The following is a 23,716-nucleotide window of genomic DNA, read 5'->3' as shown; positions in this document are numbered from 1 at the left end:
TCACGCGTCCCAGGGGTACTCCGGCGGCCAGCGGTAGCCCAACGTCTCGGCGGCCGTCTGCGAACCACCCCAGACCTGAGCCGTGGCACGCGGATCTTCGGCGGTCAGGCGGGCTTCGAGGTGCTCCGCCTGGCCGACCGGGTCGTCCGCGGAGATCGGCAGCCTGATCCCGAACTGGAGCCAGTCCTCCCCGCGCTCGTCACGGTCGCGGGGATGGCGCAGCACGACGTCGATCCAGCCGGGTTCCTTCCAACTGTCCCAGATCGCTTCGAGCTCGCAGTCCCATGCGGCCAGCCCGCTGCCGTCTCCCGTCAGCTTCGCTTCGAGCAGGTCGGCGACCACGGCGCCGGGCCACTGCCACCTGCGGTCCGCCTCGGCCCGGGCGACCTCGGCGTCGTACTGGGCGGCGGAGAACCGGCAGTCGGCCAGGCGGAAATCCCGGTCCATCGGATTGCGCCAGTCCGTCCAGAGCACGTGCTCCCCCTCGCGTCTGATCGTCACGTGAACAGCGCCGCAGCACTCCTCCACGCATCCGGTCCGGGCGATCCGGACCTCGCGGGGGACGGCGGTGGCCCGTAGCAGCCCGGCCGACCCCAGCAGCTGCCTCGGTCTGACGCTCCGGTAGTGGGAGTCGGCGAACACGTCCCGTCCGCCGATGATCGGGCGGACCTCCAGCCCGATCTCGGCGGTCGGCGGGCAGATGATGCGCAGTTCCAGAACGTCCACGGTGTCGGCCACCGGCCGATGATGGTCGACCGGGCCCGCCGCTGTCACCCGGATTACCGCGCGGGCTCCCCCGGCCCCTCGGGTTCCTCGGGTTCGTCCAGCAGCAGCTCCAGCAGGGGCAGCGCCGCCTCCAGCTCGCGGCACTGGCGTGCGCTGAGCCGGGTGCTGCGGCGGGTCAGGAGGGCGGAGCGTTCCCGGCGGATCCGGGCCAGCGCCTCCGCGCCCTGCGGTGCCAGGGTGAGGAGTTGGGAGCGGCCGTCCAGCGGGTCCGGCGATCTGGCGATCAGCCCGCCGGCGGTCAGCGGCGCGAGGGTCCGGACCAGGGAGGGCACCGTCACCCCCTCGCGCGCCGCCAACTCCCCCAGCCGCAGCGGTCCGTGCTGCTCCACCCGGGCCAGTGCGGAGAGCTGGGCGGCGGTCAGGTCCTGGTGGCCGGAGGCGCGGGTCAGCTGCCGGTTGAGCCGGCCGATCACCAGGCGCAGCCGGACCACCGCCTCGGCGGACAGCCCCGCGCCGTCGCGGCCACCGCGAGCCCCCGCAGCCCCGGTCACGGCGCGTCCGCCTTCGCCGGCGCCGGGTCCGCGGCTGCGGCTTCGGCCGCGGCGGGCGACCGGGGGTGTTCGCGGACCAGCGAGGCGGCCGCCGCGACCAGGGACATGGCGATCGCCAGCCAGAACACCACGACCAGGCCCTCGTGGAAGGGCCCGGAGATCAGCTGCGGGAAGAACTCCCGGCCGGTCAGCGTCTGCGCGTTGCCCGGCGGCAGTTGCCCGAGCACGTGCGGTCCGAGCAGTTCCCGGACCGGGTTGTAGCCGAGGAAGGCGGCGAAGAGGGTGCCGACCGGCGGCAGCGCGGCGATGGCCCCGGCGTCGCCGGCGGGGACGCCCTGCGCGGTGAGTCCTGCCGTGAGGGTGTGCGGCAGCGAGCCCGCCAGGCCCGCCACCATCAGCGAGAAGAAGACGCCGATCGAGAGCACCATCCCGGCGTTCTGGAAGGTGGCCCGCATGCCGGAGGCCGCGCCGCGCGCCTCCGCGGGCACGCTCGACATGATCAGCGACGTGTTGGGCGCGGCGAACAGGCCGCCGCCCAGGCCGTTCAGGAACACCAGGACGGCGAACCAGGGGTAGCCGAAGTCGGTGGGCAGCAGGAGGAGACCGGCGAAGGAGAGCGCCATCACCACCAGCCCGCCGGAGGCGAACAGCCGGGCTCCGGCGCGGTCCGAGAGGTACCCGGACAGCGGTCCGGCGGCGAGGAAGCCGACGGTCAGCGGGACGAGGTAGACGCCCGCCCACAGCGGGGTGTCGGCGTAGTCGTAGCCGTGCAGCGGCAGCCAGATGCCCTGGAGCCAGATGATCAGCATGAACTGGAGCCCGCCGCGGGCGATCGAGCCCAGCAGGGTGGCCGCGTTGCCGCCGGTGAAGACCGGGTCACGGAAGAGCTCCAGCGGGAACATCGGCTCGGCGACCCTGGACTCGACCAGGCAGAAGACCGCCAGCAGCGCCGCCCCGCCGATCATCCCGGCCAGCACCCAGGGGTTGGTCCAGCCCATGGTGTGGCCGCCGTACGGTTGGATGCCGTAGGTGATCGCGGCCAGCAGGGCGGTCAGGCCGACCGCGAAGGTGACGTTGCCCCACCAGTCGATCCGGGCGGGCCGCCGGACGCCCGTGTCGCGCAGGGAGCGGTACGCCCAGACGGTCCCGAGGACGCCGATCGGCACGTTGACCCAGAAGATCGACCGCCAGTTCCACTCGGCCAGCAGGCCGCCCAGCACCAGGCCGATGAAGGACCCGGCGATGCCCGCGACGATGTTCACCCCCAGCGCGGTGCCCCGGCGGTTGGCCGGGAACGCGTCCGTGATGATCGCGGCGGAGTTCGCCATCAGCATCGACCCGCCGACCGCCTGCACCACCCGCCAACCGATCAGCCAGAGCGCGCCCGCCCCGCCGTCCAGCGGGTCGAGCGCGAGTGCCACCGAGGTGAGGGTGAAGATCAGGAACCCGGCGTTGTAGATCCGCACCCGGCCGTGGATGTCGCCCAGCCGGCCGAGGGTCACCACCAGGACGGCGGTGACGAGCATGTACCCCATCAGCATCCAGAGCAGGTAGCCGACGTTGCCGGGCCGCAGCGGGTCCAGCCCGATGCCGTTGAAGATCGCGGGCAGTGAGATCAGCACGATCGACGCGTTGATGGTGGCGACCAGCGTGCCGAGGGTGGTGTTCGACAGCGCCACCCACCTGTACCGGGGGTGATCCGGTGCCACGCCGCCGCGGACCTGACGGACGCGTCCGGTCCGGCCGCCGCCGTCGGGGAGTCGAGTCGCCACCGCTGCCTCCTGGTGCGGGGCCCGCCGGGCCCCCGGGGGATCGAACAGGGGGATCGCGAAATCGATAGCTTGCGCTAGCTAACGATAGGCCGATCGCGGGACTGGGCGGTAGGGCCCGGGGAGCGCGCGGGGGGCAGGGGGCGTGCGCGCCGGCGCCCGACAGGGACCCCGCGCTTGACAGTTAGGCAAGGCTTACCTAAATTCAGCGTCCATGTTCCGCAAGCGCACCGCCGCCACCGCCGCCACCCGCCCGGTCACCCCCCGGATCGGCCTGCTGCCGATCGACCCGCAGGCCGACCTCGGCCGCCGCGCCTGGGGCGCCTGCCCGAGCTGCGACGACTCCCGGGGCTGCGCCGCCTGCGCCGAGGACCGCAACTGCGCCGACCACTGGCGCTACCTGCTCTCCAACACCGGCAGCCTGCTCCACCTCCAGTGCCCCGCCTGCACCCACGTGTGGGACCACGAGTCGGGCTTCGGCGCCACCCGCCACACCCACCACCGCCCGGCCTGAGCCCGGGCTGACGCGGGCCTGACCGCGGGAGCCCCGGGGCTCCGGCCCGGCCGGTTCGGTCGAGCCGCGATCCGGGCGTGTGATCCGGGCGTGTACAGCCCGCCGGTCACCCCCCACCGCGGCCAGCTGTCTGCGGAGCCGGTTCCCACGCCTGGCCTCATGGCCGTTCTCTCCGCGGTGCGGCGGTGCGGTGCCCGCTGTCTCCCGCCGGGGCGCACGGAGGAAGCGGGGCCTGGTAGCCCGACTCTCCTCGGCGCCGAAGCACGGCGTGCCACCCCGGGGCACAGTGGAGTCGCCCCGTCGGCAGGCGAGGCGTGTCAGAGGGAGAGGTTTCACGATGACCTTTGTGCAGATCGTCGAATGCCGCACCGAGCGGCCGGACGAGCTCAACCGGCTGATGGACACCTGGATCGAACAGACCCAGGGCAAGCGAACCGCGACCCACACGATGGTCGGCTCCGATCGGGAGGACGCCCGGCACGTCGTGGAGATCGTCGAGTTCCCCTCGTACGAGGCCGCGATGCGCAACTCCGCCCTGCCGGAGACCGACCGGGTCTTCCGCGAGATGGTGTCCCTGTGCCAGGAGCCGCCCATCTTCACCAACCTGGACCTGGTCCGCGACGAGCAGCTCCTCAAGGACTCGGCCCGCCGACTGCTGCTGGAACCCGCGGGCGGGGACATGTCCGTCATCGACGACCTGATCGCACCCGACTACCGGGACCACGACCCGTCGATGGACGGCGACACGGTCGGTCCCGCAGCCGTCAGGCAGATGATCGAGGGCTACCGCCGCGCCTTCGATTTCACCTTCGACATCCAGAGCCAGATCGCCGAGGGCGACCAGGTCGCCACCCGCTGGATCTGGCGCGCTACGCACATCGGCGAGTACATGGGCATCCCGGCCAGCAACAAGACGATCGAGTCCTCCGGCATGACGATCTGGCGGTTCGAGAACGGCCAGGCCAAGGAAGGCTGGTGGAGCTGGGACGCCGTCGCCATGATGAAGCAGATGGGAATGATGCCCGGCTGACCGCTGGTACGACGGGCCTGGCCGGACGCTCAGCCGCACCGGTGCGACGCCGGACCTCGACGCCGCCGTCCCCGGGGAGCACTGGGTCTTCCTCTCCACCGCCCAGGCTGCCGTCGCGTGGGGCGAATCCGTGGACCGCCCCGAGAACATGCGCCACAGCCCGTGCGGTGTCCTCCCCGCCGCTGCCGTGGGTCACTGCCGGCGCGTGGGTCACAGACCCAGCAGCAGGTCCCGGACCTCGGCAGGCCGGGACAGGAAGGGGTGGTGGCCGGCGTCCAGCTCGACGACGCGACCGGCCCGGCGGGCGAACCCCCGCTGCCGCTCCGCCGGGGTGCCCCGGTCCCGGGCGCAGACCAGGTACGTCGAGGGCACCTGCTGCCAGGCGGCCGCCCCGACCGGCTGCCCGGTCACCCGGACGCTCTGCCGGGCCAGGTGGTCGGCCGCCCGCGCCTGGTCCTCGGGGTCGCAGTCCTGCAGGAAGGTGTCCACCAGCAGCTCGGGGCGGACGCCGAAGGTCCCCGCCGCGGGGTCGACGTCGAGGAACGGCGCGGGGCCGCCGGGCCCGAAGTCCGACAGGCTCTGTCCGGCCTCGGGCAGGTAGCTGGAGACCAGCACCAGGTGACGGACCGACCCGATGCCCGCGGCGGCCTCCGCGGTGACGATGCCGCCGTAGCTGTGGGCGACCACGACGGTCGGCTCGTCGCCGTCCCCCAGGACCTGCCGCACCGCGGCGACGTCCTCGGGCAGCCCGGGACCGTCGACACCCGCCGGCCGGCCCGTCTCGCCGCAGCTCGGCAGCGCCGGGGCCACGCTCGGCACCCCCCGCTCCGCCAGCAGCCCTGCGGTGCGGTGCCACCACCACGACCCGTCCCGTACGCACGCCCCGTGCACGAACACGACCCTCATCGACCCGCCCGTCCGCTTCGGTGAGCGGGGCCGGCGGCGGCCCCGCTCTGTTCCCCCATGCTCGCCGAAGCCGCGCCGACCCGTTCGGTCCGGCGGGGAACCGGAAGCGGCTCAGTCGCCCGTGGCGTACGGCGAGCGGCTGAGCGTCGGGCTGGGCCGGGTGGAGTCGTACACCCGCTGCACCTGCCGCAGCGTCTCGTCGGACGGTTGCCGCAGGCAGGCCGTCATCTCGACCACCGCGCGCGGGCTGCCCTCGACGATGGTGCGCACGCCGAACTGCCGACGGGTACCGCCGAAGCCCTCGCACTCCTTGTCGGGCCCGGTTTCGACGAGCCCGGTCTGGTCCCAGCCGGCCTTGTCGACCAGCGCCGGGTCCACCAGGCGGAAGGTGAGCACCGCGCCACCGTCGGCCAGTCGCAGCGGGACGGAACAGCCGACGGCGCCCTCCACGCAGGTCGGCGCCCGGTCGAACGGCTGGGTGGCGAGGTAGCCGAAGCGCCCCGCGGAGTCGAGGGCCGGGGTGGCCACCGCGTGCCAGTCCGCCGGCGCGTCGACGAACATCACCGGGAACAGCGGGAAGAAGACCGTCCCGGCCGACGTGCCGGGGGAGCCTGACGCCCCTCCGGACACCCCTCCCGACGGCACGGACGGCACGGACGGCACCGGCGCGACCGGCGGCACCGGATCGACCGGCGGCACCGGATCGACCGAGGGCGACGGAGAGGCCGAAGGAGACACCGCGGGGGTCTGCGCCGCCGCGGAGAGCGACCCGGCCGGTGGCTCCGCTCCCCGCCCGGGTGCGAGCGCGGGCGCGGCGGCCAGGACGGCGGCGGCGAGTCCGGCGCCCAGCCCGGCCGCGAGCCCGGCGGCCCGGCGCCGGCGCTTGGCCCGGTCGACGCGGGCGAGGACGCGTTCCATCCGGTCGTCCGGCGAGGCCAGGACCGGAACGGCGTCCCGGAGCAGGATCCGCAGCTCCTCCTCGTCGCGCCCCTCGCCGGTCGGCCCGTCCGGGTCGAGAAGGTCAGTTCCCCTCACGGCGTCCCCCCTCCAGCAGGAGTTCCCGGGCCGGAAGCCGGCCGCGCAGCAGGGCGAGCGCCCGGTGCGTCTGGCTCTTGACGGTGCCCGTGCTGCAGCGCAGCGCCTCGGCGGTCTCCTCGACGCTGAGGTCCTCGAAGAAGCGGAGCACCACCACGGCCCGTTGACGGGGCGCCAGGGAGCGGACGGCCTCGGCGACCACCTGGCCGAGCACCACCCCGTCGAACGGGTCCGCCACCGGCGGCGGCTCCGGCAGTTCGCCGTGCGGCAGCTCCCCGGTCCAGCGCCGCCGCCACCAGGAGACGTGGCAGTTCACCATGACCTTCCGCAGGTACGCCTCGGGCCGGTCGGGCGCGATCTGCCGCCACTTGGGCCAGACCTTGGCGAGTGCCGTCTGCAGCAGGTCCTCGGCCTGGTGCGGGTCGCCGGTCAGCAGCCAGGCCACCCGCAGGAGCTTCGGGCCGGCGCCGGCGACGAACTCCTCGAAGTCCGGTGGTGTCGCGTTCGTCATCCTGCCGTCGTCCCCGCCATGGTGTCCGTGCCGTTCCCATCTGCCGCAGCGGCCGGTCGGACCGCGGTCTCGTCGTTGCTCTCACGGCTGCTCGACGCGGTGGGGGGCGTCCCGGGTTGCCTGCCGGCTCGAAGATACGGCCACCCTTCCGGGGGCCGTCCGGCGCACCCCGGGACACCTCGCCGGTCGATTGGTCCGAACGGATGATCCCCCGCGGCGCCTCCCCCGTCCGGGGGGCCGGGGACGGGGGCGGCAGCGGCCCTCAGGCTAGGTTCGTTCCCGTGACCAGCAACGACGTGGTTCTGGCGCTGGTGGTGGCCACCGCGCTGGCTTTCGACTTCACCAACGGGTTCCACGACACCGGCAACGCCATGGCCACCTCGATCGTCACCGGAGCCCTCCCTCCGCGCGTCGCGGTCGCCGTCTCGGCGGTGCTGAACCTGGTGGGCGCCTTCCTGTCGACGGCGGTCGCCGCGACGATCGCCAGCGGCCTGGTACAGAGCCACGACGTGACGCTGACCGTCGTCATGGCGGGCCTGACCGGCAGCATCCTGTGGAACCTGACGACCTGGTACTTCGGGATCCCGTCCAGCTCCTCGCACGCGCTGATCGGCGGGGTGGTCGGGGCGACGATGGCGGCGGCCGGCACCTCCGCCGTCAAGTGGCACGGCCTGGTCTCCAAGGTGATCGTGCCGGCCGCCCTGTCACCGGTCATCGCCGGCACGATCTCCGCGATCGGCACCTTCCTCGTCTACCGCCTCACCCGCGACGTCGCCGAGGGCCCCCGCACCCGCGGCTTCCGGACCGGTCAGATCGGCTCGGCCTGCATGGTCTCGCTCGCCCACGGCACCAACGACGCGCAGAAGACCATGGGCGTCATCACCCTGGCCCTGATCGCCAACGGCACGCTGAGCGCCGGGGCCAAGGCCCCGACCTGGGTGATCACCTCCTGCGCCGTGGCCATCGCCCTGGGCACCTACATCGGCGGCTGGCGGGTCATCAGGGCGCTGGGCAAGGGCCTGGTGGAGATCGAACCGCCGCAGGGGATGGCCAGCGAGTCGGCCTCGGCCGCCGTCATCCTCTCCTCCACCGACTTCGGCTACTCGCTGTCCACCACGCACGTCGCCACCGGGTCGATCCTCGGTGCCGGGGTCGGCAAGAAGGGCGCGGTCGTCCGGTGGAACATCGCCAACCGCATGGTGGCGGCCTGGCTGCTCACCCTCCCGGCCGCGGGCCTGGTCGGGGCACTGGCCTACTGGGTCGCCGACGGGATCGGCGGCACCGCCGGGGTGGTGGTCGTCTTCCTCATCCTGGTGCTGGCCTCGCTCGCCTTCTTCGTCGTCTCCCGCCACCCCGCCGTGACCCCGGAGAACGTCAACGCCGCCTGGACCGGCTCGATCGTCCCTCCGCCTCCCTCCGACGAGGTGACCCTGTGAAGTCCTGGATCGACCTGCACGCGCTCTGGAAGATCATCGTGGTCGGCCTGCTCGCCGGCGCCGGCCTGCCCGCGCTGTTCGCCATCGGCGTGCGCGCCCTCGTGCCACCGAGCGGGACCGGGCCGGCAGGGACCGGACCCACAGAGACCGGACCGGCAGGAACCGGACCCGCAGGAACCGGACCCGTAGGAGCCGCCCACCCCGGGGTGGGCGGCTACGCCGTCGCCGTGATGTGCTTCGCCGTGGTGCTCGCCGCGATCGGCTGGGGCATCTTCGTCATCGTCGACCACAGCTGACCGCGCCCACCGGGGCGGATCGGCCCAGCCGCCCGAACGCCCGGGCGCGCTGGACGTCCGGGCGGTGGACGTCCGGGCGGCCGCCCCACTCGTCCGAGTTCACGGCCGGGCGGACGGCGCCTTCGGCAGCAGGAGGACGACGACGCCCGCGAGGACGGCGATCGCGAACACCGCGAAGGACGCGACGGCGAAGGCGTGGCCCGCGGCGGCGACCCGGCCCTCGGCCGCGGCCGCCGGGTGGAACGACCCGAAGAAGACCGCCCCGACGACCGCCACGCCCAGCGCTCCCCCGCACTGCTGGGCGGTGGACAGCACCCCCGAGGCCACCCCGGCCGACTCCGGCTCGACCCGGCTGAGCACCGTGTTGAGCGCCGGTGTGATGACCAGTCCGCCGCCGACGCTCTGCAGGACCAGGGTCGGGATCACCAGCAGCGGGGTGATCCGGGGGCCGGACACCAACAGCAGGCCGGTCGCCAGGTAGCCGGCCGCAAGGACCACCGACCCGATCTCCAGCACCCGCCGTCCGTACCTCGGGACGGTCCGGCTCGCCACCAGGCTGAACACGAAGAACGCGGCGGCCGCGGGCGCGTGGACCAGGCCTGCCCCGAGCGCAGAGAGGCCGAGGCCCTGCTGCATCGTCACCGACAGCGCCAGGTAGTACGAGTAGATCAGCGCGTACAGGGCGAGGACCAGCACGAGCCCGAGCGAGAAGGAGCGCTGGCGGAACAGCGTCAGGGGGACGAGCGGGTCCCCGCCCCGGCGCTCCAGGCGCCGCTCGACCGCGACGAACAGACCGAACGCGACCGCACTGCCCGCGAAGCAGGCCCACACCCACCGGGGCCAGCCCGCCTCCTGGCCCTGGATCAGCGGCAGCACCAGGAGGAACAGCGCCGCGCTCAGCACCACGACACCGGGCAGGTCCAGTCCGCGGGTGGCCGCCGGGCCCGTCCGCGGCACGTGGCGCAGGGCGAGCAGGAACAGGGCGAGCCCGATCGGCACGTTCACCCAGAAGACCAGGCGCCAGCCGGATCCGAAGAGGTCGGCGCCGATCAGCAGTCCACCGACGAGCTGCCCGCCGATGGTGGCCAGCCCCATGACGACGCCGAGCACGCCGTACACGCTGTGCCGTCGCGCCGCCGGCACCAGCACCGTGACGTAGGCGAACACCTGGGGGACCATCAGGGCTGCGCCGAGGCCCTGGGCGACCCGCGCGGCGATCAGACCGCCCGCGTCCGGGGACAGCGCGCAGGCGATCGATGCCAGGGTGAACAGGGCCACCCCGAGTAGGAAGATCCGCTTGCGCCCGTACAGGTCGGCCAGGCGGGTGGCCGTGATGATGAAGACCGCGTAGCTCAACTGGTAGCCGGCCAGGATCCACTGGACGTCGCCGGCGGACGCCCGCAGGTCCACCTCGATCGCGGGGCCGGCGACCACCACGATGAAGGAGTCGAGGACCGCCATGAACAGGGCGGCCAGGACGACCGCCATCGTCGTCCAGGGGATGGTGTCGGGATTCGCGGTGACCGTCGACGGACCGGCTGTCCGCTGGTGGGTGCTTGCCACGGTGGGAGACCTCGTTCGCTGTGCTCGTCGGGGGGCGTTCGGAGTTCGTCAGGGGTGGTCGACGGTGAGCACCAACTTCCCCGTGGTCCGGCCGGTTTCACCGAGTTCGTGGGCCCTGGCGGCCTCGGCCAGCGGGAAGACGGCGTCCACGTGGACGTCGAGCCGGCCGGTCTCGACCAGGTCCGTGACGGCCAGCAGCGCCCGCCGGTCGGGCTCGACCAGCATGAAGCCCGAGCGGATCGACCGGGCCGTCGCGGCCGCGGTGAGCGCCGCGCTCTGGCGGGCCGAGAGGGTGATCAGCGTGCCGCCGTCCCGCAGCACCGCCAGCGAGCGCTCCTGGTAGTCCCCGGCGATCGCGTCGATCACCACGTCCACCTCGGAGACCGCCGAGGCGAAGTCGACCGCCGTGTAGTCGATCATCTCGTCCGCTCCCAGGCCCCGGACGAAGTCGTGCTTGGCCGGGCCGGCCGTGCCGATGACGTACGCGCCGTACGCCTTGGCGATCTGCACCGCCAGGTGGCCCACGCCACCGGCCGCGGCGTGCACCAGGACCCGCTGTCCCGCGCGCAGGTCCGCCGTGTCCACCAGGGCCTGCCAGGCCGTCAGCGCGGCCAGGGGCAGGGCCGCCGCCCGCACGTGGTCGAGGCCGGCCGGCTTGGGGGCGAAGTGACGTGCCGGGGCGGCCACGTACTGCGCGTAGCCGCCGACCATCCGCGGGAAGCCCGGCATGCCGTACACCTCGTCGCCCGGCCGGAAGATCGTCACGCCCAGGCCGACGTCCTCCACCACGCCCGAGACGTCCCACCCGACGACGCCGTCACCCGGGAGGTACAGGGCGCCGACCGCCCGGGTCTTCCAGTCCACCGGGTTGACGCCGGCGGCGTGCACCCGGACCAGGACCTCCGCCGGGCCGGGGACCGGCCGCTCGCGTTCCACGACCTTCAGGACCTCCGGTCCGCCCGGCTCCTCGAAGGCCACGGCCAGCATCTTCTCCGCCATCCCGTTCCACTCCCCGTCTCGTCGTCGCGTTCGCGGTCGCGTCCGTGTTCGCGTTTCACACCCGTGTTCGCGTTCGCGTTTCGCGTTCGACCGACAGCCTCCCGCCGTCGATTTCGCGAAACGAGTGGCCAGATGGCCACCAAGTGAGAGGATCTGGCCATGCAGCGACCCGTGCACCGCGTCGTCGTCCTCGCCCTCCCGGGCGTCGTCCCCTTCGAACTCGGCATCCCCGGCAAGGCGTTCGGCCTCGCGCTCGGCCCGGACCGCCGGCCGCTCTACGAGGTGCTCACCTGCACCCCGGACGGCCGGCCGGTGCCCACCAGCCAGGACTTCTCCATCGCCGTCGCCCATGACGCGAGCGTCATCGCCAGCGCCGACACCCTGATCGTGGCGGCCACCGCGGAGCCGATCAGTGACGACGACCCGCTCCCCGAACCGGTCACCGCCGCGCTGGCCCGGATACGGCCCGGCACCCGCCTGGTGTCCATCTGCACCGCCTCCTTCATCCTCGCCGCCGCCGGACTGCTCGACGGCCGGCCGGCCACCACCCACTGGGCGCACGCCGAGCGCTTCCGCCGCCGCTACCCGCGGACCCCGCTCGACCCCGACGTGCTCTACGTGGACGACGGCGACGTCCTCACCTCGGCCGGCGCCGCCGCCGGGATGGACCTCTGTCTGCACCTGATCCGCCACGACCACGGCAGCGAGGTCGCCAACCGGGTCGCCCGGGCATGCGTCGTCCCGCCCTGGCGTGACGGCGGACAGGCCCAGTACATCGCCCACCCCGTCCCCGAGGCGGTCGGCAGTGACACCGCCGGGGCCCGCGAGTGGGCCCTCCGTCAGCTCCACCAGCCCATCCAGCTCACCGAGTTCGCCACCCGGGCGGGCATGAGCGTGCGCACCTTCAGCCGCCGCTTCCTCGCCGAGACCGGCCAGACCCCCGGCCAGTGGCTGACCTCGCAGCGGCTCGAACTCGCCCGCCGGCTCCTGGAGTCCAGCGACCTCCCGGTGGACCGGGTCGCCGAGCGCGCCGGGTTCGGCAGCGCCTCCTCCCTGCGCCAGCACCTGGCCGCCGCCATCGGCGTCTCCCCCGCCGCGTACCGCCGCACCTTCCAGGGCCGGGAGACCGCCCTCCGGCCCTGATGGGAAGGGCTCAGCACCGCAGAGAAGCGGTGCTGAGCCCAGGGCTCCGGCAGGCGGAGCCGGCCCGGGGTCAGCTGTCGGCGCCACCGGAGGGGCCACCGGAGGGGCTGCCGCCGTCGAGCTCCGCGGCGTAGCGCCCGGCGGCCTCCGCGAGCTTGCGGGTCATCCGTTCCGCGCCGCCGCCGAGGCTGCTGCCGAGGTGGTCGCCGATGGTACGGCGGGCGCCGTCGAGGTCGCCGCCGAGCAGCTCCCGGGTGATCACCAGGGAGTTCTCCGGCGTCACGTACCGCTGGCGGAACCGCTCCTGGACCTCCGCCATGCCCTCGTCCGCCAGCACCTTCCGTAGCTCCTCGGTCATCGGGGCCAACCAGCGGGCGCGCAGCTCGTACTCGCCGAGTTCGCCGAAGGTGGGGCGCAGCGCGGAGAGCAGCTGGCCCGGGTACTCCTCGACGGGCTCGGCGAACTGCGCGTGGTCCTTGGCGAATTCGTCCCAGTCGACGTGGATCCCGCCGATCTGCTCCGGGAGGACCGGCCAGCGCGACCAGTTCTCGTCGGACTGGACGAAGACCTGGCGCAGCAGCTCGTACGGCACCTCGGCGGTGCGCGAGAGCAGGACGGCGTCGTAGAGGTCCTTGCCCTGCGGGTGGTTGTCCGAGACCAACCAGAGGATCTTCCAGGCGAGGGAGAGCTGCGGGGTGGCCCCGAGCAGCGCGCCGCCGACGCCGGGCAGCCGGTAGGACTGCGGCGGGACGGGCAGGTGCTCGGTGAAGACGAAGTCGAGCTGGACCGTCCCGCCCGGGACGCCCGGCGCCGACCAGGGCAGGACGAGCCTGCGCCCGGGGACCCTGCTGTACGTCCAGATCTCGTCACTGACCGCCTGGTCGGCGTGCAGACGCACCGTGCCCGAGAGCCGTTCGGCGCCGGCGGCGAGCTCCTCGAACATCCGGTCCGTGCGCGCGTCCTCCAGCGTCCAGTCGGTCGGCCGGACCACGAAGTCCAGGTCCCCCGGCTCCCGCGCCGCCTCGCCGTACCAGGCGCGCAGCAGGATGCTCCCGCGCAGCACCAGGTGCTCGGCCCAGGGCGACCCGGCGACGGCGGACAGCGCGGTGTTCAGCGCCTCGCGCCGCGCGGCGAGCCAGCGTTCGGCGAGCTGCGGGTCGGCGAAGGCGGGCTCGCTGGGCCGCAGGGCCATGCTGTACCCGGCGAGCGCGGGGTCGAAGACCGGCTGCTGGCTGACCGCCTCGTCGTCGATCGGCCGGATGCTCCTCGGCAGGTCCCGGTCCTCGCGGACCTCCTCCGAGGGGGGCTGCTTGGGCAGCACGACGCCCTGCCACGGCCCGTACTGCAGTTCCTCCCACGCCACCGGCGCCTGGGACTGGTCCTCGGTCATCTCGCGTCTTCCTCTCCGTACGGCCCGGCACCGTGCGCGTGCTCGGTCATCCACCCCGCGTCCAGGGCCTCGTCACTGTCCACCACGACGAACTCGCGTTCCACCGACACCACCTCGCGGCCCTCGGCGGCGAGCTCCCCCAGCAGCGCCGCCAGCCGGCGGCCCGCGGTGTCCAGACCGACCAGGCGGCACCGCTGCGTCACGAACCACTCGCGCCGGCCGTCCTCCCGCACACGGCGCGGATTGCGCGACAGGTGCGCACCGTGCCGGACGGCGAGCCGGGCGAGGCCGTCCGTGGAACCTGTGGAATCCGTGCGGTCCGCAGGACCCGTCGAACGCGCGGGATCCGCCGAACCCGTGGGATCCGTCGAACCCGTGGGATCCGCGCCCGGGAGCAGCAGCTTGACGTGGTGCTCGAAGTAGCGTCCGGCGCCGTGCGCGACGGCGTCCTCGTCCGAGGCCGGGACGCCCTCCGCCCACGGCGCGGCCTCGATCTTCGCCCGCAGCACGGTGAAGCCGGCCCTCCCCAGCCGGCCGGTGACCCGGGAGGCCTCCGCGGCGACCTCCGCCAGCGTGCCGTCGGCGCGCAGCGTGAGCATCGGCTGCGAGGGGGCCACCCCACGTGCCAGCAGGATGTGGGTGAACTTCAGGCCGCGGCCCTCGGCCCACCCGGCCAGCGCCTCGGCGGCCCCCGGCCCCACGGTCAGGTGCACCTCGAAGTCACCCCGGACATCGGGAGGAGCGGTCCGGTCGGGGCGTTCATCACGGCGTTCATCAGGACAGATGGCGAGCATGGGCGGCATCCTGCCAGGCCCCACCGACAACGCGCCGCCCCTGACGGGCGGGCGAAAGTCGTGTGCGCGGCCCGGTTCGGACCCGGCATGATCCCGCCATGGGAACGACCGTTCATGGATTCGTGGAGTGCCGCACCTGGGGTCCGGGCCTCGGGGTCGAGGAGACGGCGTGGTACTCGGCGATCGAGCTGTCCATGCTCGGGATGACCCGGGACTACGAGGCCTTCGCCTGCCTCTTCGGCGTCCGGGACCTCGGCCGCCACTGGCGGCCGGTCGCGGCCGACCGCGGCCTGCCGCCCGACGCCTCGGAGAACACCCGTGCCGAGCACGCCCGCTGGGGCGACAGCGCGTTCGCCGCCAGCTGGCTGGACTGGACCGAGGTCCTCGCCATCGACTGGGACGAGCCGGCGATCCCCCCGGCCACCCGGATCGCGCGGTACCGACGGCTGCCGGACGGCGACCTCGAACCGGTCCGGCGGTCGGACTGGAGCCGGGCGTTCGGACGGGCGAGCGGCGTCAACACCCTGACCGCCGACCCCGACCGCGTGGGCGAGCTCTGGGCGGAGGGCACCGAATGGGACACCGGCACCTGGGTCTTCCGAGCAGAACGCGACCGCCGCTGCGACGCCGTCCCCGCCACGGGCTCGTGGCAGCCGGTGTGGAGCGTCATGCGCGCGCTGGCCGAGGTCCACGGCGAGCGGAACGTCCGTCTGGTCGTCTGGTTCGAGGAGTAGCCCGTCCAGGAGTCCGCCGGCCCCGCCTTCGACACCGGCCCGCGCGCGCGGGACAATCGAGGGGAGCGCTCCCCTCCGGGCGCCGTCGCATGCCGTTCGGCCGTCCTTCATCCCGTCCACCGCCCGGTGTCAGCGGTGGTTCCCGTCGCTGCGCGAGCCTGCGGGGCGACCGAGGCTACCGACCGGTAGTCCGCTGCGACCGAAGGACCCGCGTTGAAGCGCACCGCTCCGCTCTCCGTCGCCATGGCCGCCTCCCTGGCCGTCGGCGTGCTGTACACCGCAGGAACCGCTTCCGCCCGGGAGACGGTCACCGCGCGGCACGCCGGCCGGGACCTGTACGGCACCAAGACCCCCTACGCGCCGCCGGAGAGTGCGAACCACTACCAGCGCCCGCCCAGGGGCTTCAGCCCGGTGTTCACCGAGAACGTCGCCCGGCACGGCTCCCGGGCCATGTCGGACGGCAAGGACGGCGAGGCCGTGCTCGCCCTGCTGCGCAAGGGCGAGGCGCAGGACGCCCTCACCGGTCTCGGCGAGGATCTGGGCCCGCAGGTGCGCTCGCTGCTGGACGCGGCCTCGGGCCTCGGCTTCGGCAACCTCTCCGCGCGCGGGGCGCAGGAGCACCGGCAGACCGCGCTGCGCATGGAGCAGCGCCTGCCCTCCCTGTTCGAGAAGATCGCCGCCGAGCACGAGCCCGTCGTCGTCGAGACCTCGGGCGTGGCGCGGGCCGTGGCGAGTGCCGGTGCCTTCACCGGCGGTCTGACTGAAGGGGATCCGGCGCTGGCGGGCCTGATCAAGCCGCCGGTGACCGACAGGAACCTGCTGTACTTCCACAAGCAGCCGCAGAACGCCGACTACCAGGCGTACCTGGCGAGCGACCCCGATCTGGCCGCGGTCCTCGCGACGATCGACGCCGACCCGCGCACCGCCGAGGCGGCGCAGCACGTCGTCGCGCGCCTGTTCCAGGACGACTTCGCCACCGCGCTGCCGACTGCCGACCAGATCTCCTTCGCCCGCTCGCTCTACCAACTGTTCGCCTCGGCACCCGATTTGAGCGTCGAGGCACCGGACGTCGACCTCACCCGCTTCCTCGCCCCGCGCGACGCCCGGTGGTTCGCCTACCTGGACGACGCCGAGGAGTTCTACCAGAAGGGCCCGGCCTTCGGCGGCCGCACGATCACCTACAAGATGGCCGGCGTGCTGCTCGACGACCTCCTCGCCCAGGCCACCGCGAAGGCGGACGGCTCCAGCGACAAGGGCGCCGTCCTGCGCTTCACCCACGCCGAGGAGATCGAGCCGCTCGCCGCCCTCATGGGCCTGCCCGGCAGCACCGAGCCCGCCGAACCCGCCGGGTCCGGGGAGCCGTACTCCTACCGGAACAACCCGTGGCGCGGCGCCGAGGTCGCGCCGATGGCCGCGAACATCCAGTGGGACCTGTTCGCGAACACGCCCGCCGACGGCCGGCCGGCGACCTACCTGGTGCGGATGCTCTACAACGAGCGGGAGACCGCCTTCGGGCCCTCCTGCACGCCCGTCAGCCGGGGCAGCCACTTCTACGACCTCGACGAGCTCAAGCGCTGCCTCGCCCACGGCTGAAGGCCCCTGCCCGCCCCGCTCCCCCGCCGGGCCGTCAGCTGGAGCTGTCCATCGCGCGCGGGCCGGCCGGTACACGCGCAGGGCGGCCGCCCGGCCGAACCGCGGCACAACGGGACGGCCCGCCGGTCGGCCACAAACGGGCAGGGCCCGACAACGGACCGGCGGAGTGAAACCGCGTTTCTAGCTGCGCTTCTATTCACGGCCACGGACTATGAGTAACAGCAATGGCCGAATCGGCAGTGTTGGCCCCGAAGTAAGTGCCGCTGGGCGCGGATGTCTGCCCAAAAACAGCCTCGGCGAGACGGCGACGGATTCGTCGTTCAAACGCTGGGGCAGAGCCGACAGGGCCTGATGAGAGGCCTGGCAGCACAGTCTCAGTGGGCGGTTCGCAAACGATTGTCCGTTTCGGGGCTGGGCTTGGGTGAGGTGGGCCGGTTGCGGGCCTGTACCGCCAGGGCTGGGTGAACAAGCCGGGTTCGGGCTCGGGTCGGCACCTCAGCTTGGCCGGGACTGCGGCGGTATTGGCAGCGTACGGCACAGGATCGCGTCCACCACCTGGTCGAGGGGCCGCCTGGCGTCGATGACGATCGCACCCGATGAGCGCAGGTGGTCTTGCAATACCGTCAGCTTGTGACGCAGGTACTCGCGAGTTTCCCCGATGCGGCCCCAGTCGTGATGCTCCTGGCGCGTATCCAGTCGTGCCAGCATCGTCGGCTCGTCGATCTCCAGCAAGAACACCTGAGTGAAGCGGTCGGCGACAGCTTGCTGGTTGTCCGCACCGCTACAGACATACAGAGTCGCCGGCGCGGCGGCCCGAATCAGTTCGTCCAAGCGGGCCGGATCCCATGTCGGCTGTTTCGCCACAGCTGCGCCGCTAGGATCAACGAACCGGGCAAGCAACGGGTCGGCGTCGGCGTCGATGGATACCAGGCCTCGACGGGCCAACATGGCTGCGACCGTGGACTTCCCGGCGCCAGAACAGCCTGCGATCTGGACAGCACTCATAGGCGCCTATCGTCGACCAGCTTCAGGGCGGGGGCAATGCGCCCACTGTGTTAGACGAGGCGGACGGGTGGGGGCGCGTCCCGCTCGACGGGAGGCACCTGGTCGGCTCCGGTGATCTCCAGCAGCCGCGCCACCTGCTGGTGGGGCGAGCGGCGTGGACGCCGGTGCCCTGGCGGTGGGCCTGGTTCGGGGGCTGCAGCAGTGCGTTCAGCCCGGCGGAGGCGGAGTTCCCGGCTCTGAAAGAGTCCGTCGGCCGCGGCCTGGTCGAGTCCTTGGTCCGGGAACCGATCACGGCCGTGACACCCCGGTCCCGTCCGGCGCTGGCGCCCGCGGCCGCCAGCCGTTCTTCAGCGGGCCCGGCCACCGCAGCGGCCGGTCGAGCGGGCCCCATGACCGATCACCAGGACCCGTGGATCAGTTGACCGCTCCAGCTCGCGTGGGCGGGGTGCCCTGTGGGTGCTGGAGGGCCTCGGCCGCGGTGTACGAGGAGGTGAAGGTGAACGCGCGGGGGGACGGCCCGTGCGCCCGAAGGTCCGCGAGCCGCTCCAGTGCCTCGTCGACGGTCGGCAGGTGGCCGGCGGGGACCCACCAGAGCACCAGGTGCGCCTCGACGTGCCGTTCGAACCAGTCCCGGCGCTGCCGCATCACCTCCAGGTGGCCGCTGCGGTAGGTAAAGTCCCACAGCGCCTCCTGGGTCTCCCACACCGACATGTTGACGATGACGTCCTCGCCCGCCGGGCGCAGCCCGGTCGCATCGGCAGCCCCCTCCTCCGCGAGCCGCCAGACGAAGCCGGGCGTGCCGTCGGCGGCGGCGTTGACCGGGTCGAGCATGTCGACGAACGGTGCGATGCGCGGGTCGTCGAGGGGGAAGCGGAGCGTGGCGACGTTGAGCTGGGCGAGGTGGAAGGCGGGCACGGTCGAGGTCATGGCCTCATCCCAGCACGGCCCCGTTTTCTATGTCAATCAGCATTGTTTTTAGAATTCTCGACCACCACACAGCACTCCCCCGGCCGGGCGTCCATGCGGGCGCGGACGGGACCGTCCGCCCCGAGCAGCCCCTCCAGCAACGCGAGGTTCATGCCGCAGACCAGCGGCGGGAAGCGTTCGGCGACCGCATGGAAGGGGCAGTTGCGCATGCGGACGACGCGTGCGCCCCCTGCCGCCCCGTCGGCGTCCTCCATGCGCGGTTCGTACCCGCGGGCTGCGAGCAGGTCCACGGCCTCCTCGAGACCGCCGCAGGGCGCGGACGAGCCGCGCAGGGCCTCGCCCCGGCGACGCGCGGCCGAGCGGAGCCCGGCGTCCAGCCCGGCCTGCTCGGCCGCCTCGGCGAGCAGCTCGGCCGCGGTGCGGTAGTCGCGGGCGGGCAGGGAGACCGACCGCTCGGCGCGCACCCGCGCGTACACCTTGGCGGGACGGCCGGCACCCGGGCCCGAACGGTCCGTCAGGCGGCGGCTGCCGACCTCCAGCAGTCCGGCCTCGGCCAGCTTGTCCAGGTGGTGCGCGGCCAGCGTGCGCGCCACCCCGGTCGCCTCGGCAGCCTCATTGCGGCCGACCTCGCGCCCCTGCGCCGCGACGTACTCGTACAGACGGCGCCGCACCGGATCCCGCAACGCCGCGATCGCGTCGATGTCTTCCATCCAGCCATTCTAGGAACAACACACGTTGGAGATAGAAGGAAGGCCCTTGGGAGACCCGTCAGTAGCGGCCGGTGCGGTAGGCGTCCGACCCCGCCCTGCACGCCGGCGGCGCCTTCGCCTCAGCGGGCCGCGAGGCCGTCGAGGATCGCCAGGGCGTCCTCGACCGAGCCGGCCGGGTCGGCGACCGGGTAGAGGACGCCCCGGACGGTGCGGTCGGCGTCGAGGACCAGGGTGAGCCGCTTGAGGCGTTCGGCGCCCGCGGCGCGGAAGGTGGGCAGCCGCAGGGCCGCGGCCAGTTCCAGCCCGGCGTCGGACAGCAGCGGGAAAGGGATACGCGCGTGCTCGCCGAACGCCGCGAGCTGGTCCGGGCGTTGGGTGCTGACGCCGTAGACGGCCGCGCCCCTGGAGGTGAACTCCCCCATCCGGTCACGGTAGGTGCACGACTCCAGCGTGCAGCCGGCCGCGCCCGGAATCTCGCCCCAGCCGGGTGGGTGGCCCGCGCTGCCGGGCGCGTAGGCGCCGGGGTAGCAGTAGAGCACCGTCCAGGCGCGGTCGGCCGCGACCGGGTCCGTCCGGCCTCCGGAAGCGGTGGCGAGGTCCAGGGCGGGCAGGCGGTGGCCGATCAGCGCCGTCACCCTGCGGCTCTCGGCGGAGTCGGCGGCGCTGGTGGCGGAGAGCGTGCCGTCGCCGAGGACGTACCGGTCGCCCCAGTCCTGGAGGGCGACCAGGACGGGCAGCAGCGCGCGCCCGCGCTCCGTCAGGTGGTACTCGTAGCGCGGCGGGTGCGGATGGTAGAGCCGCTTCTCCAGCACCTGGTCGGCGACGAGGGCCTTGAGGCGTTCGGTGAGCACCTTGCGGCTGATGCCGAGCGCGTTCTGCAGTTCGTCGAACCGGTGCATGCCGCCGGCGACGTCCCTGATCAGGAGCAGCGTCCAGGTGTCCCCGACGACGGCCAGGGCCTGGGAGACGGCGCAGTCCGGGTCCGCCGCTTGATGGTGCCGCATGATGGTCGATTATAGTGAGTTCCCAATAGGAACTCACTCACTCGTCGACGCACGCGCCGGACTCACCCGGCGGGCTCAGGGACACGGGGCGGCAGGCATGGCGACCAGAACAGCGGCGGACACAGCGGACGTGGCCCAAGCGGTACGGCCGGACGGCGCGGGGCTGTTCTGGCGCTACTGGACGGCCTCGACGGTCAGCCGGCTCGGCAGCCAGGTGACGACGGTGGCCCTGCCGCTGATCGCCGTGGTCGCCCTGCACGCCTCGGCCTTCGAGGTCGGCCTGCTCACGGGCGCCTCCTTCGTCGCCTGGCTGCTGATCGGCCTGCCGGCCGGCGTCCTCGTCCAGCGTCTGCCGCTGCGCGGTCTGCAGGTCGCGATGGACCTGGTGCGCGCCGCTGCCGTCGCCTCGGTGCCGCTCGCGGCCGCCCTCGGTGTGCTGGGCATGCCGCAGCTGGTGGCGGTGGCGCTGGTGGTCGGCCTCGCCAACGTCGTCTTCGACGTCGGGAACTCCGCCTTCCTGCCCGCCGTCGTCCCCAGGGAACAGCTCACATCCCGCAACAGCCTGGACTCCGCCAGCCACGCGGCGACCGACCTCGCGGGGCCGTCCCTGGGCGGTGTTCTCGTCCAACTCCTCGGCGGCGCCGGCTCGATGCTGCTGGACACGGCCAGCTACCTGATCTCCGCGGCGCTGCTGCGCAGCCTGCCGCGCGGCGAGCGGACGCCGCGCGGCCGCGAGGGCGACACCGGCATGCGCGAACAGATCCGCGAGGGCTGGCGGTTCGTCGCCCGGCACCCGCTGATCCGGCCGTGCGTCGCCTCGGCCACCGCCGTCAACTTCGTCTGCGGCGGGCTGATGACCCTCACCCCGGTGTTCCTGGTCCGTACCCTCGACGCGCCGGCCGCCGCGGTCGGCGCTCTGATGGCCACCGGCGGCCTCGGCAGCCTGCTCGGCGCCGCCCTCACCCCTCGCGTCGTCTCCCGGGTCGGCAGCGCCGGCGCGGTGCGTTGGGCGGCCGCCCTCGCCGCCGCGTTCGCCGTCCTGCTGCCGCTGGCCGGGTCGGGCTGGGCCACGCTGGTCTTCGCCGTCGGCAACGCCGGGTTCTCCGGGGGCGTGGTGATCTTCAGCATCGTCACCCGGACCCACCGCCAGACACACACCCCGCCGGACCTGCTGCCCCGCGTGATGGCCACCGTACGGTTCGTCTCCTGGGGCGCCATCCCGGTCGGCGCCCTCACCGCCGGCGCCGCCGCCTCCGCCTGGGACACGCGCACCGCGCTGCTCGCGTTCGCGCTCGCCAGCGCGGCCTCGCCCGTCATCCTGCTCACCGGCCCCGTCCGCCGGGCGCGCGAACTGACCTGACCGGCGGCACCACATGACCCACAGTCCATCGGCCGTCCGCAGGACATCCGGGATCCCATATCCGACCGCCGCCCGCTCCCGCCTCGGCCCGCCCGATCTCGCCCGCTACGTCTGCCCGCGCTGTGACCGGGCCGTGCGTTCGGTGACATGAGAGCAGGTCAACGGGTGGTTTATAGATTCCTGCCCGCTTCGGCAAGGACGCCCGGCGGCGATGGCCCGTGGTTGTGCGTCCCGGGTCCGGCGGGCGCCCCGGGGGCAGCGTAGCCGGGCCCGGTCCCAGGTCAGTGGTCGCCCGGCCGGTGGCGCGATGGCATCCGATGCGCTGCTGGGCGTGACTTCGAGTCCGGCGGTCCGATTCACCGGCTATGACGAACCCCTATCCCCTGCACTGCACCGCGATCCGCCTCGAGCGAGTTCTTCACGTGGGTCGAACGCCACGCGCAGGACATACGTGGTCAGCGGACGTGATGTCCTCAGGGCGCGCCTTTTCGATACTCGCTGACACCCCACGGATGCGGAGTGTTCACTCGATCTCCGATGTTCGCCCGGTCAGGCCCCGCCGGTCGGCCGCGCGCCCGCAGCACAACAGCACCCGGGCGGCGCGGATTCATGATCAAGGGGACGGCGAAGCCCAGCATCGCCCCGACCAGTCAGAATTGGACCCCGTGACGTTGGACCACACGAACCACACGAACCACTCGGACCACTCGGACCACCCGGGCTACTCGGGCCGCGAAGACGACGTCGTCCTCCAAGCCCTGCAGGCGACCCTCGGCCTGATCACCGAGAACGTCAACGCAATCGCGGTTCAAGCCGCCCCCGACCGGATCGTCCTGCACTTCTCGATAGCAAGGAACTCTCCTGAATTCGAGGAGGACATCGAGGACATCGAGTTCGACCTGGATGCGATTCTCGAAGGGAGGGTCCTCATCGAGTCCCAGGTCCATCTCGGACCGCCGGACGACAGCTGGCCCGGCCGCGCCTGGCGGTTGATCTACCTGGCAAACTCCCGCAGGTCCCGCGAATAGGTTCCACCCGATCCGCCCCGTGAGGCCACCGGCCCACAAGGGCACACCGTCTGCCCGCCAGTCCTGCCGGCGGGCAGAGCGGCTTTCATGAGGCAGACCGCGGAGAATTACCGCCGGACACTGCGTCCGGGTGAAGCCCCTGCTGATCCGGCGTGCCGGACGGACGGCTCACCGCGTGAACGCCACGCTTTCGGCCATGTCGACAGAAGACAACAAGAGCCTGGTCCGACGCTTCTACCAGGAGATCGACGCCGGCAACCTGGACGCCATGGACGAACTCGTCGCCGACGACTACCTCGACCACCACCCGCCGCCCTTCCCGGTCTCGCCGGGCCGGGAAGGGCTCAAGGAGGCGTTCCGGCTGTTCTGGGACGCCACCCCGGGCACCCACCGAATCGAGGATCAGATCGCCGAGGGCGACAAAGTGGTGACCCGGCTGACCGCCACCGGAGTCCACCGCGGCGACCTCCCCGGAGCTCCCGCGACCGGAAACCCGATGAACATGACCGCGGTGGTGATCCACCGGATCGAGAACGGCAGGCTCGCCGAGAAGTGGTCCGACAAGGACGAACTCGGCCTGCTCCAACAGATCGGCATCATCCCGCCCCGCTCCGGACCGGCCGAGTAGGGCACGCTCCGCTTCGGTGACCATCTGGTCGTCACCGCGGGGTCGGCCTGCAATCCCCCCGGCC

Annotated in this window: 24 protein-coding genes; 10 read left to right on the top strand and 14 right to left on the bottom strand. The window is 73.0% G+C overall.

The features are described from left to right. The 3 genes from ACIRD3_RS29885 to ACIRD3_RS29875 are packed head-to-tail and all read right to left on the bottom strand — an operon-like array spanning position 1 to position 2,986. Positions 1–738: a hypothetical protein gene (locus tag ACIRD3_RS29885; RefSeq protein ID WP_402222843.1), complete on the bottom strand. Its 738-nt coding sequence runs from the start codon at positions 736–738 to the stop codon at positions 1–3. Between the two features lie 41 nt (positions 739–779). Further along, complete coding sequence (locus ACIRD3_RS29880) at positions 780–1,277, bottom strand: MarR family winged helix-turn-helix transcriptional regulator (RefSeq protein WP_402222842.1); 498 nt, start codon at positions 1,275–1,277, stop codon at positions 780–782. Then, the gene (locus ACIRD3_RS29875) at positions 1,274–2,986 is read right to left on the bottom strand and encodes an MFS transporter (RefSeq protein ID WP_402223014.1); all 1,713 of its coding nucleotides are present in this window, start codon (positions 2,984–2,986) and stop codon (positions 1,274–1,276) included. Before ACIRD3_RS29875 ends, ACIRD3_RS29880 begins: the two co-directional genes overlap by 4 nt. A gap of 274 nt (positions 2,987–3,260) precedes the next feature. Here ACIRD3_RS29875 and ACIRD3_RS29870 point away from each other — a divergent pair, with 274 nt between their 5' ends. After that, positions 3,261–3,560 (top strand): hypothetical protein, encoded by a 300-nt coding sequence (locus ACIRD3_RS29870; RefSeq protein ID WP_402222841.1) that lies wholly within the window; start codon positions 3,261–3,263, stop codon positions 3,558–3,560. A gap of 337 nt (positions 3,561–3,897) precedes the next feature. Next, a complete protein-coding gene (locus tag ACIRD3_RS29865; RefSeq protein ID WP_402222839.1) occupies positions 3,898–4,590 on the top strand; it encodes an ester cyclase in 693 nt (230 codons plus the stop codon). A 210-nt stretch (positions 4,591–4,800) separates the two neighbouring features. Here the strand turns inward: ACIRD3_RS29865 and ACIRD3_RS29860 are convergent, their stop codons facing one another. The 3 genes from ACIRD3_RS29860 to ACIRD3_RS29850 all read right to left on the bottom strand — a co-directional run bounded on the left by ACIRD3_RS29860 (position 4,801) and on the right by ACIRD3_RS29850 (position 7,042). Then, complete coding sequence (locus tag ACIRD3_RS29860; protein ID WP_402222837.1) at positions 4,801–5,496, bottom strand: alpha/beta fold hydrolase; 696 nt, start codon at positions 5,494–5,496, stop codon at positions 4,801–4,803. Positions 5,497–5,607: 111 nt separating this feature from the next. Next, on the bottom strand, positions 5,608–6,531 hold the full coding sequence (locus ACIRD3_RS29855) for a hypothetical protein (RefSeq protein WP_402222835.1): 924 nt from the start codon (positions 6,529–6,531) through the stop codon (positions 5,608–5,610). Continuing rightward, a complete protein-coding gene (locus ACIRD3_RS29850) occupies positions 6,518–7,042 on the bottom strand; it encodes a SigE family RNA polymerase sigma factor (RefSeq protein WP_402222834.1) in 525 nt (174 codons plus the stop codon). The genes ACIRD3_RS29855 and ACIRD3_RS29850 overlap by 14 nt, the downstream gene beginning before the upstream one ends. Positions 7,043–7,323: 281 nt before the next feature. Between ACIRD3_RS29850 and ACIRD3_RS29845 the strand changes: the two genes are divergently transcribed. Together ACIRD3_RS29845 and ACIRD3_RS29840 are read left to right on the top strand one after the other, a co-directional pair. Continuing rightward, on the top strand, positions 7,324–8,478 hold the full coding sequence (locus tag ACIRD3_RS29845) for an anion permease (protein WP_402222833.1): 1,155 nt from the start codon (positions 7,324–7,326) through the stop codon (positions 8,476–8,478). After that, positions 8,475–8,774 (top strand): hypothetical protein, encoded by a 300-nt coding sequence (locus ACIRD3_RS29840; protein WP_402222832.1) that lies wholly within the window; start codon positions 8,475–8,477, stop codon positions 8,772–8,774. Before ACIRD3_RS29845 ends, ACIRD3_RS29840 begins: the two co-directional genes overlap by 4 nt. A 99-nt stretch (positions 8,775–8,873) precedes the next feature. Here the strand turns inward: ACIRD3_RS29840 and ACIRD3_RS29835 are convergent, their stop codons facing one another. Both ACIRD3_RS29835 and ACIRD3_RS29830 read right to left on the bottom strand, forming a co-directional pair. Further along, on the bottom strand, positions 8,874–10,337 hold the full coding sequence (locus ACIRD3_RS29835; protein ID WP_402222830.1) for an MFS transporter: 1,464 nt from the start codon (positions 10,335–10,337) through the stop codon (positions 8,874–8,876). 48 nt (positions 10,338–10,385) lie between these two features. Then, a complete protein-coding gene (locus ACIRD3_RS29830; protein ID WP_402222828.1) occupies positions 10,386–11,336 on the bottom strand; it encodes an NADP-dependent oxidoreductase in 951 nt (316 codons plus the stop codon). A 159-nt stretch (positions 11,337–11,495) separates the two neighbouring features. Here ACIRD3_RS29830 and ACIRD3_RS29825 point away from each other — a divergent pair, with 159 nt between their 5' ends. Continuing rightward, positions 11,496–12,479, top strand: coding sequence for a GlxA family transcriptional regulator (locus ACIRD3_RS29825; protein WP_402222826.1), 984 nt, complete (start codon positions 11,496–11,498; stop codon positions 12,477–12,479). A 70-nt stretch (positions 12,480–12,549) separates the two neighbouring features. Here ACIRD3_RS29825 and ACIRD3_RS29820 read toward each other — a convergent pair whose 3' ends face one another. Both ACIRD3_RS29820 and ACIRD3_RS29815 read right to left on the bottom strand, forming a co-directional pair. Next, the gene (locus ACIRD3_RS29820; RefSeq protein ID WP_402222824.1) at positions 12,550–13,869 is read right to left on the bottom strand and encodes a nucleotidyl transferase AbiEii/AbiGii toxin family protein; all 1,320 of its coding nucleotides are present in this window, start codon (positions 13,867–13,869) and stop codon (positions 12,550–12,552) included. Further along, positions 13,866–14,582, bottom strand: coding sequence for a hypothetical protein (locus tag ACIRD3_RS29815; RefSeq protein ID WP_402222822.1), 717 nt, complete (start codon positions 14,580–14,582; stop codon positions 13,866–13,868). The genes ACIRD3_RS29820 and ACIRD3_RS29815 overlap by 4 nt, the downstream gene beginning before the upstream one ends. A gap of 179 nt (positions 14,583–14,761) precedes the next feature. Here ACIRD3_RS29815 and ACIRD3_RS29810 point away from each other — a divergent pair, with 179 nt between their 5' ends. Both ACIRD3_RS29810 and ACIRD3_RS29805 read left to right on the top strand, forming a co-directional pair. Beyond that, positions 14,762–15,397, top strand: coding sequence for a hypothetical protein (locus ACIRD3_RS29810; protein WP_402222821.1), 636 nt, complete (start codon positions 14,762–14,764; stop codon positions 15,395–15,397). Between the two features lie 213 nt (positions 15,398–15,610). Further along, positions 15,611–16,990 (top strand): histidine-type phosphatase, encoded by a 1,380-nt coding sequence (locus ACIRD3_RS29805; RefSeq protein ID WP_402222819.1) that lies wholly within the window; start codon positions 15,611–15,613, stop codon positions 16,988–16,990. 495 nt (positions 16,991–17,485) lie between these two features. On the opposite strand, the gene ACIRD3_RS29800 is transcribed toward ACIRD3_RS29805, so the two are convergent. The 4 genes from ACIRD3_RS29800 to ACIRD3_RS29785 all read right to left on the bottom strand — a co-directional run bounded on the left by ACIRD3_RS29800 (position 17,486) and on the right by ACIRD3_RS29785 (position 20,636). Continuing rightward, positions 17,486–17,995 carry an AAA family ATPase gene (locus ACIRD3_RS29800; RefSeq protein WP_402222817.1) on the bottom strand — a complete coding sequence of 170 codons (510 nt, stop codon included), beginning with the start codon at positions 17,993–17,995 and terminating at the stop codon, positions 17,486–17,488. Between the two features lie 414 nt (positions 17,996–18,409). Next, positions 18,410–18,922 carry a DUF3291 domain-containing protein gene (locus ACIRD3_RS29795; RefSeq protein ID WP_402222815.1) on the bottom strand — a complete coding sequence of 171 codons (513 nt, stop codon included), beginning with the start codon at positions 18,920–18,922 and terminating at the stop codon, positions 18,410–18,412. A gap of 32 nt (positions 18,923–18,954) precedes the next feature. Next, positions 18,955–19,632 carry a helix-turn-helix transcriptional regulator gene (locus ACIRD3_RS29790; protein ID WP_402222813.1) on the bottom strand — a complete coding sequence of 226 codons (678 nt, stop codon included), beginning with the start codon at positions 19,630–19,632 and terminating at the stop codon, positions 18,955–18,957. Positions 19,633–19,751: 119 nt separating this feature from the next. Beyond that, complete coding sequence (locus ACIRD3_RS29785) at positions 19,752–20,636, bottom strand: winged helix-turn-helix transcriptional regulator (protein WP_402222811.1); 885 nt, start codon at positions 20,634–20,636, stop codon at positions 19,752–19,754. Positions 20,637–20,733: 97 nt separating this feature from the next. Between ACIRD3_RS29785 and ACIRD3_RS29780 the strand changes: the two genes are divergently transcribed. The 3 genes from ACIRD3_RS29780 (at position 20,734) to ACIRD3_RS29770 (ending at position 23,652) form a co-directional block, all read left to right on the top strand. Further along, positions 20,734–21,996 carry an MFS transporter gene (locus tag ACIRD3_RS29780; protein WP_402222810.1) on the top strand — a complete coding sequence of 421 codons (1,263 nt, stop codon included), beginning with the start codon at positions 20,734–20,736 and terminating at the stop codon, positions 21,994–21,996. Positions 21,997–22,661: 665 nt separating this feature from the next. After that, on the top strand, positions 22,662–23,024 hold the full coding sequence (locus ACIRD3_RS29775) for a hypothetical protein (protein ID WP_402222809.1): 363 nt from the start codon (positions 22,662–22,664) through the stop codon (positions 23,022–23,024). 196 nt (positions 23,025–23,220) lie between these two features. After that, complete coding sequence (locus ACIRD3_RS29770) at positions 23,221–23,652, top strand: ester cyclase (protein ID WP_402222807.1); 432 nt, start codon at positions 23,221–23,223, stop codon at positions 23,650–23,652. Positions 23,653–23,716 lie beyond the last annotated feature (64 nt).

It is taken from the genome of Kitasatospora sp. NPDC093550, assembly GCF_044764985.1.
Classification (GTDB): domain Bacteria; phylum Actinomycetota; class Actinomycetes; order Streptomycetales; family Streptomycetaceae; genus Kitasatospora.
This window is presented reverse-complemented; position numbering and strand designations above follow the sequence as displayed.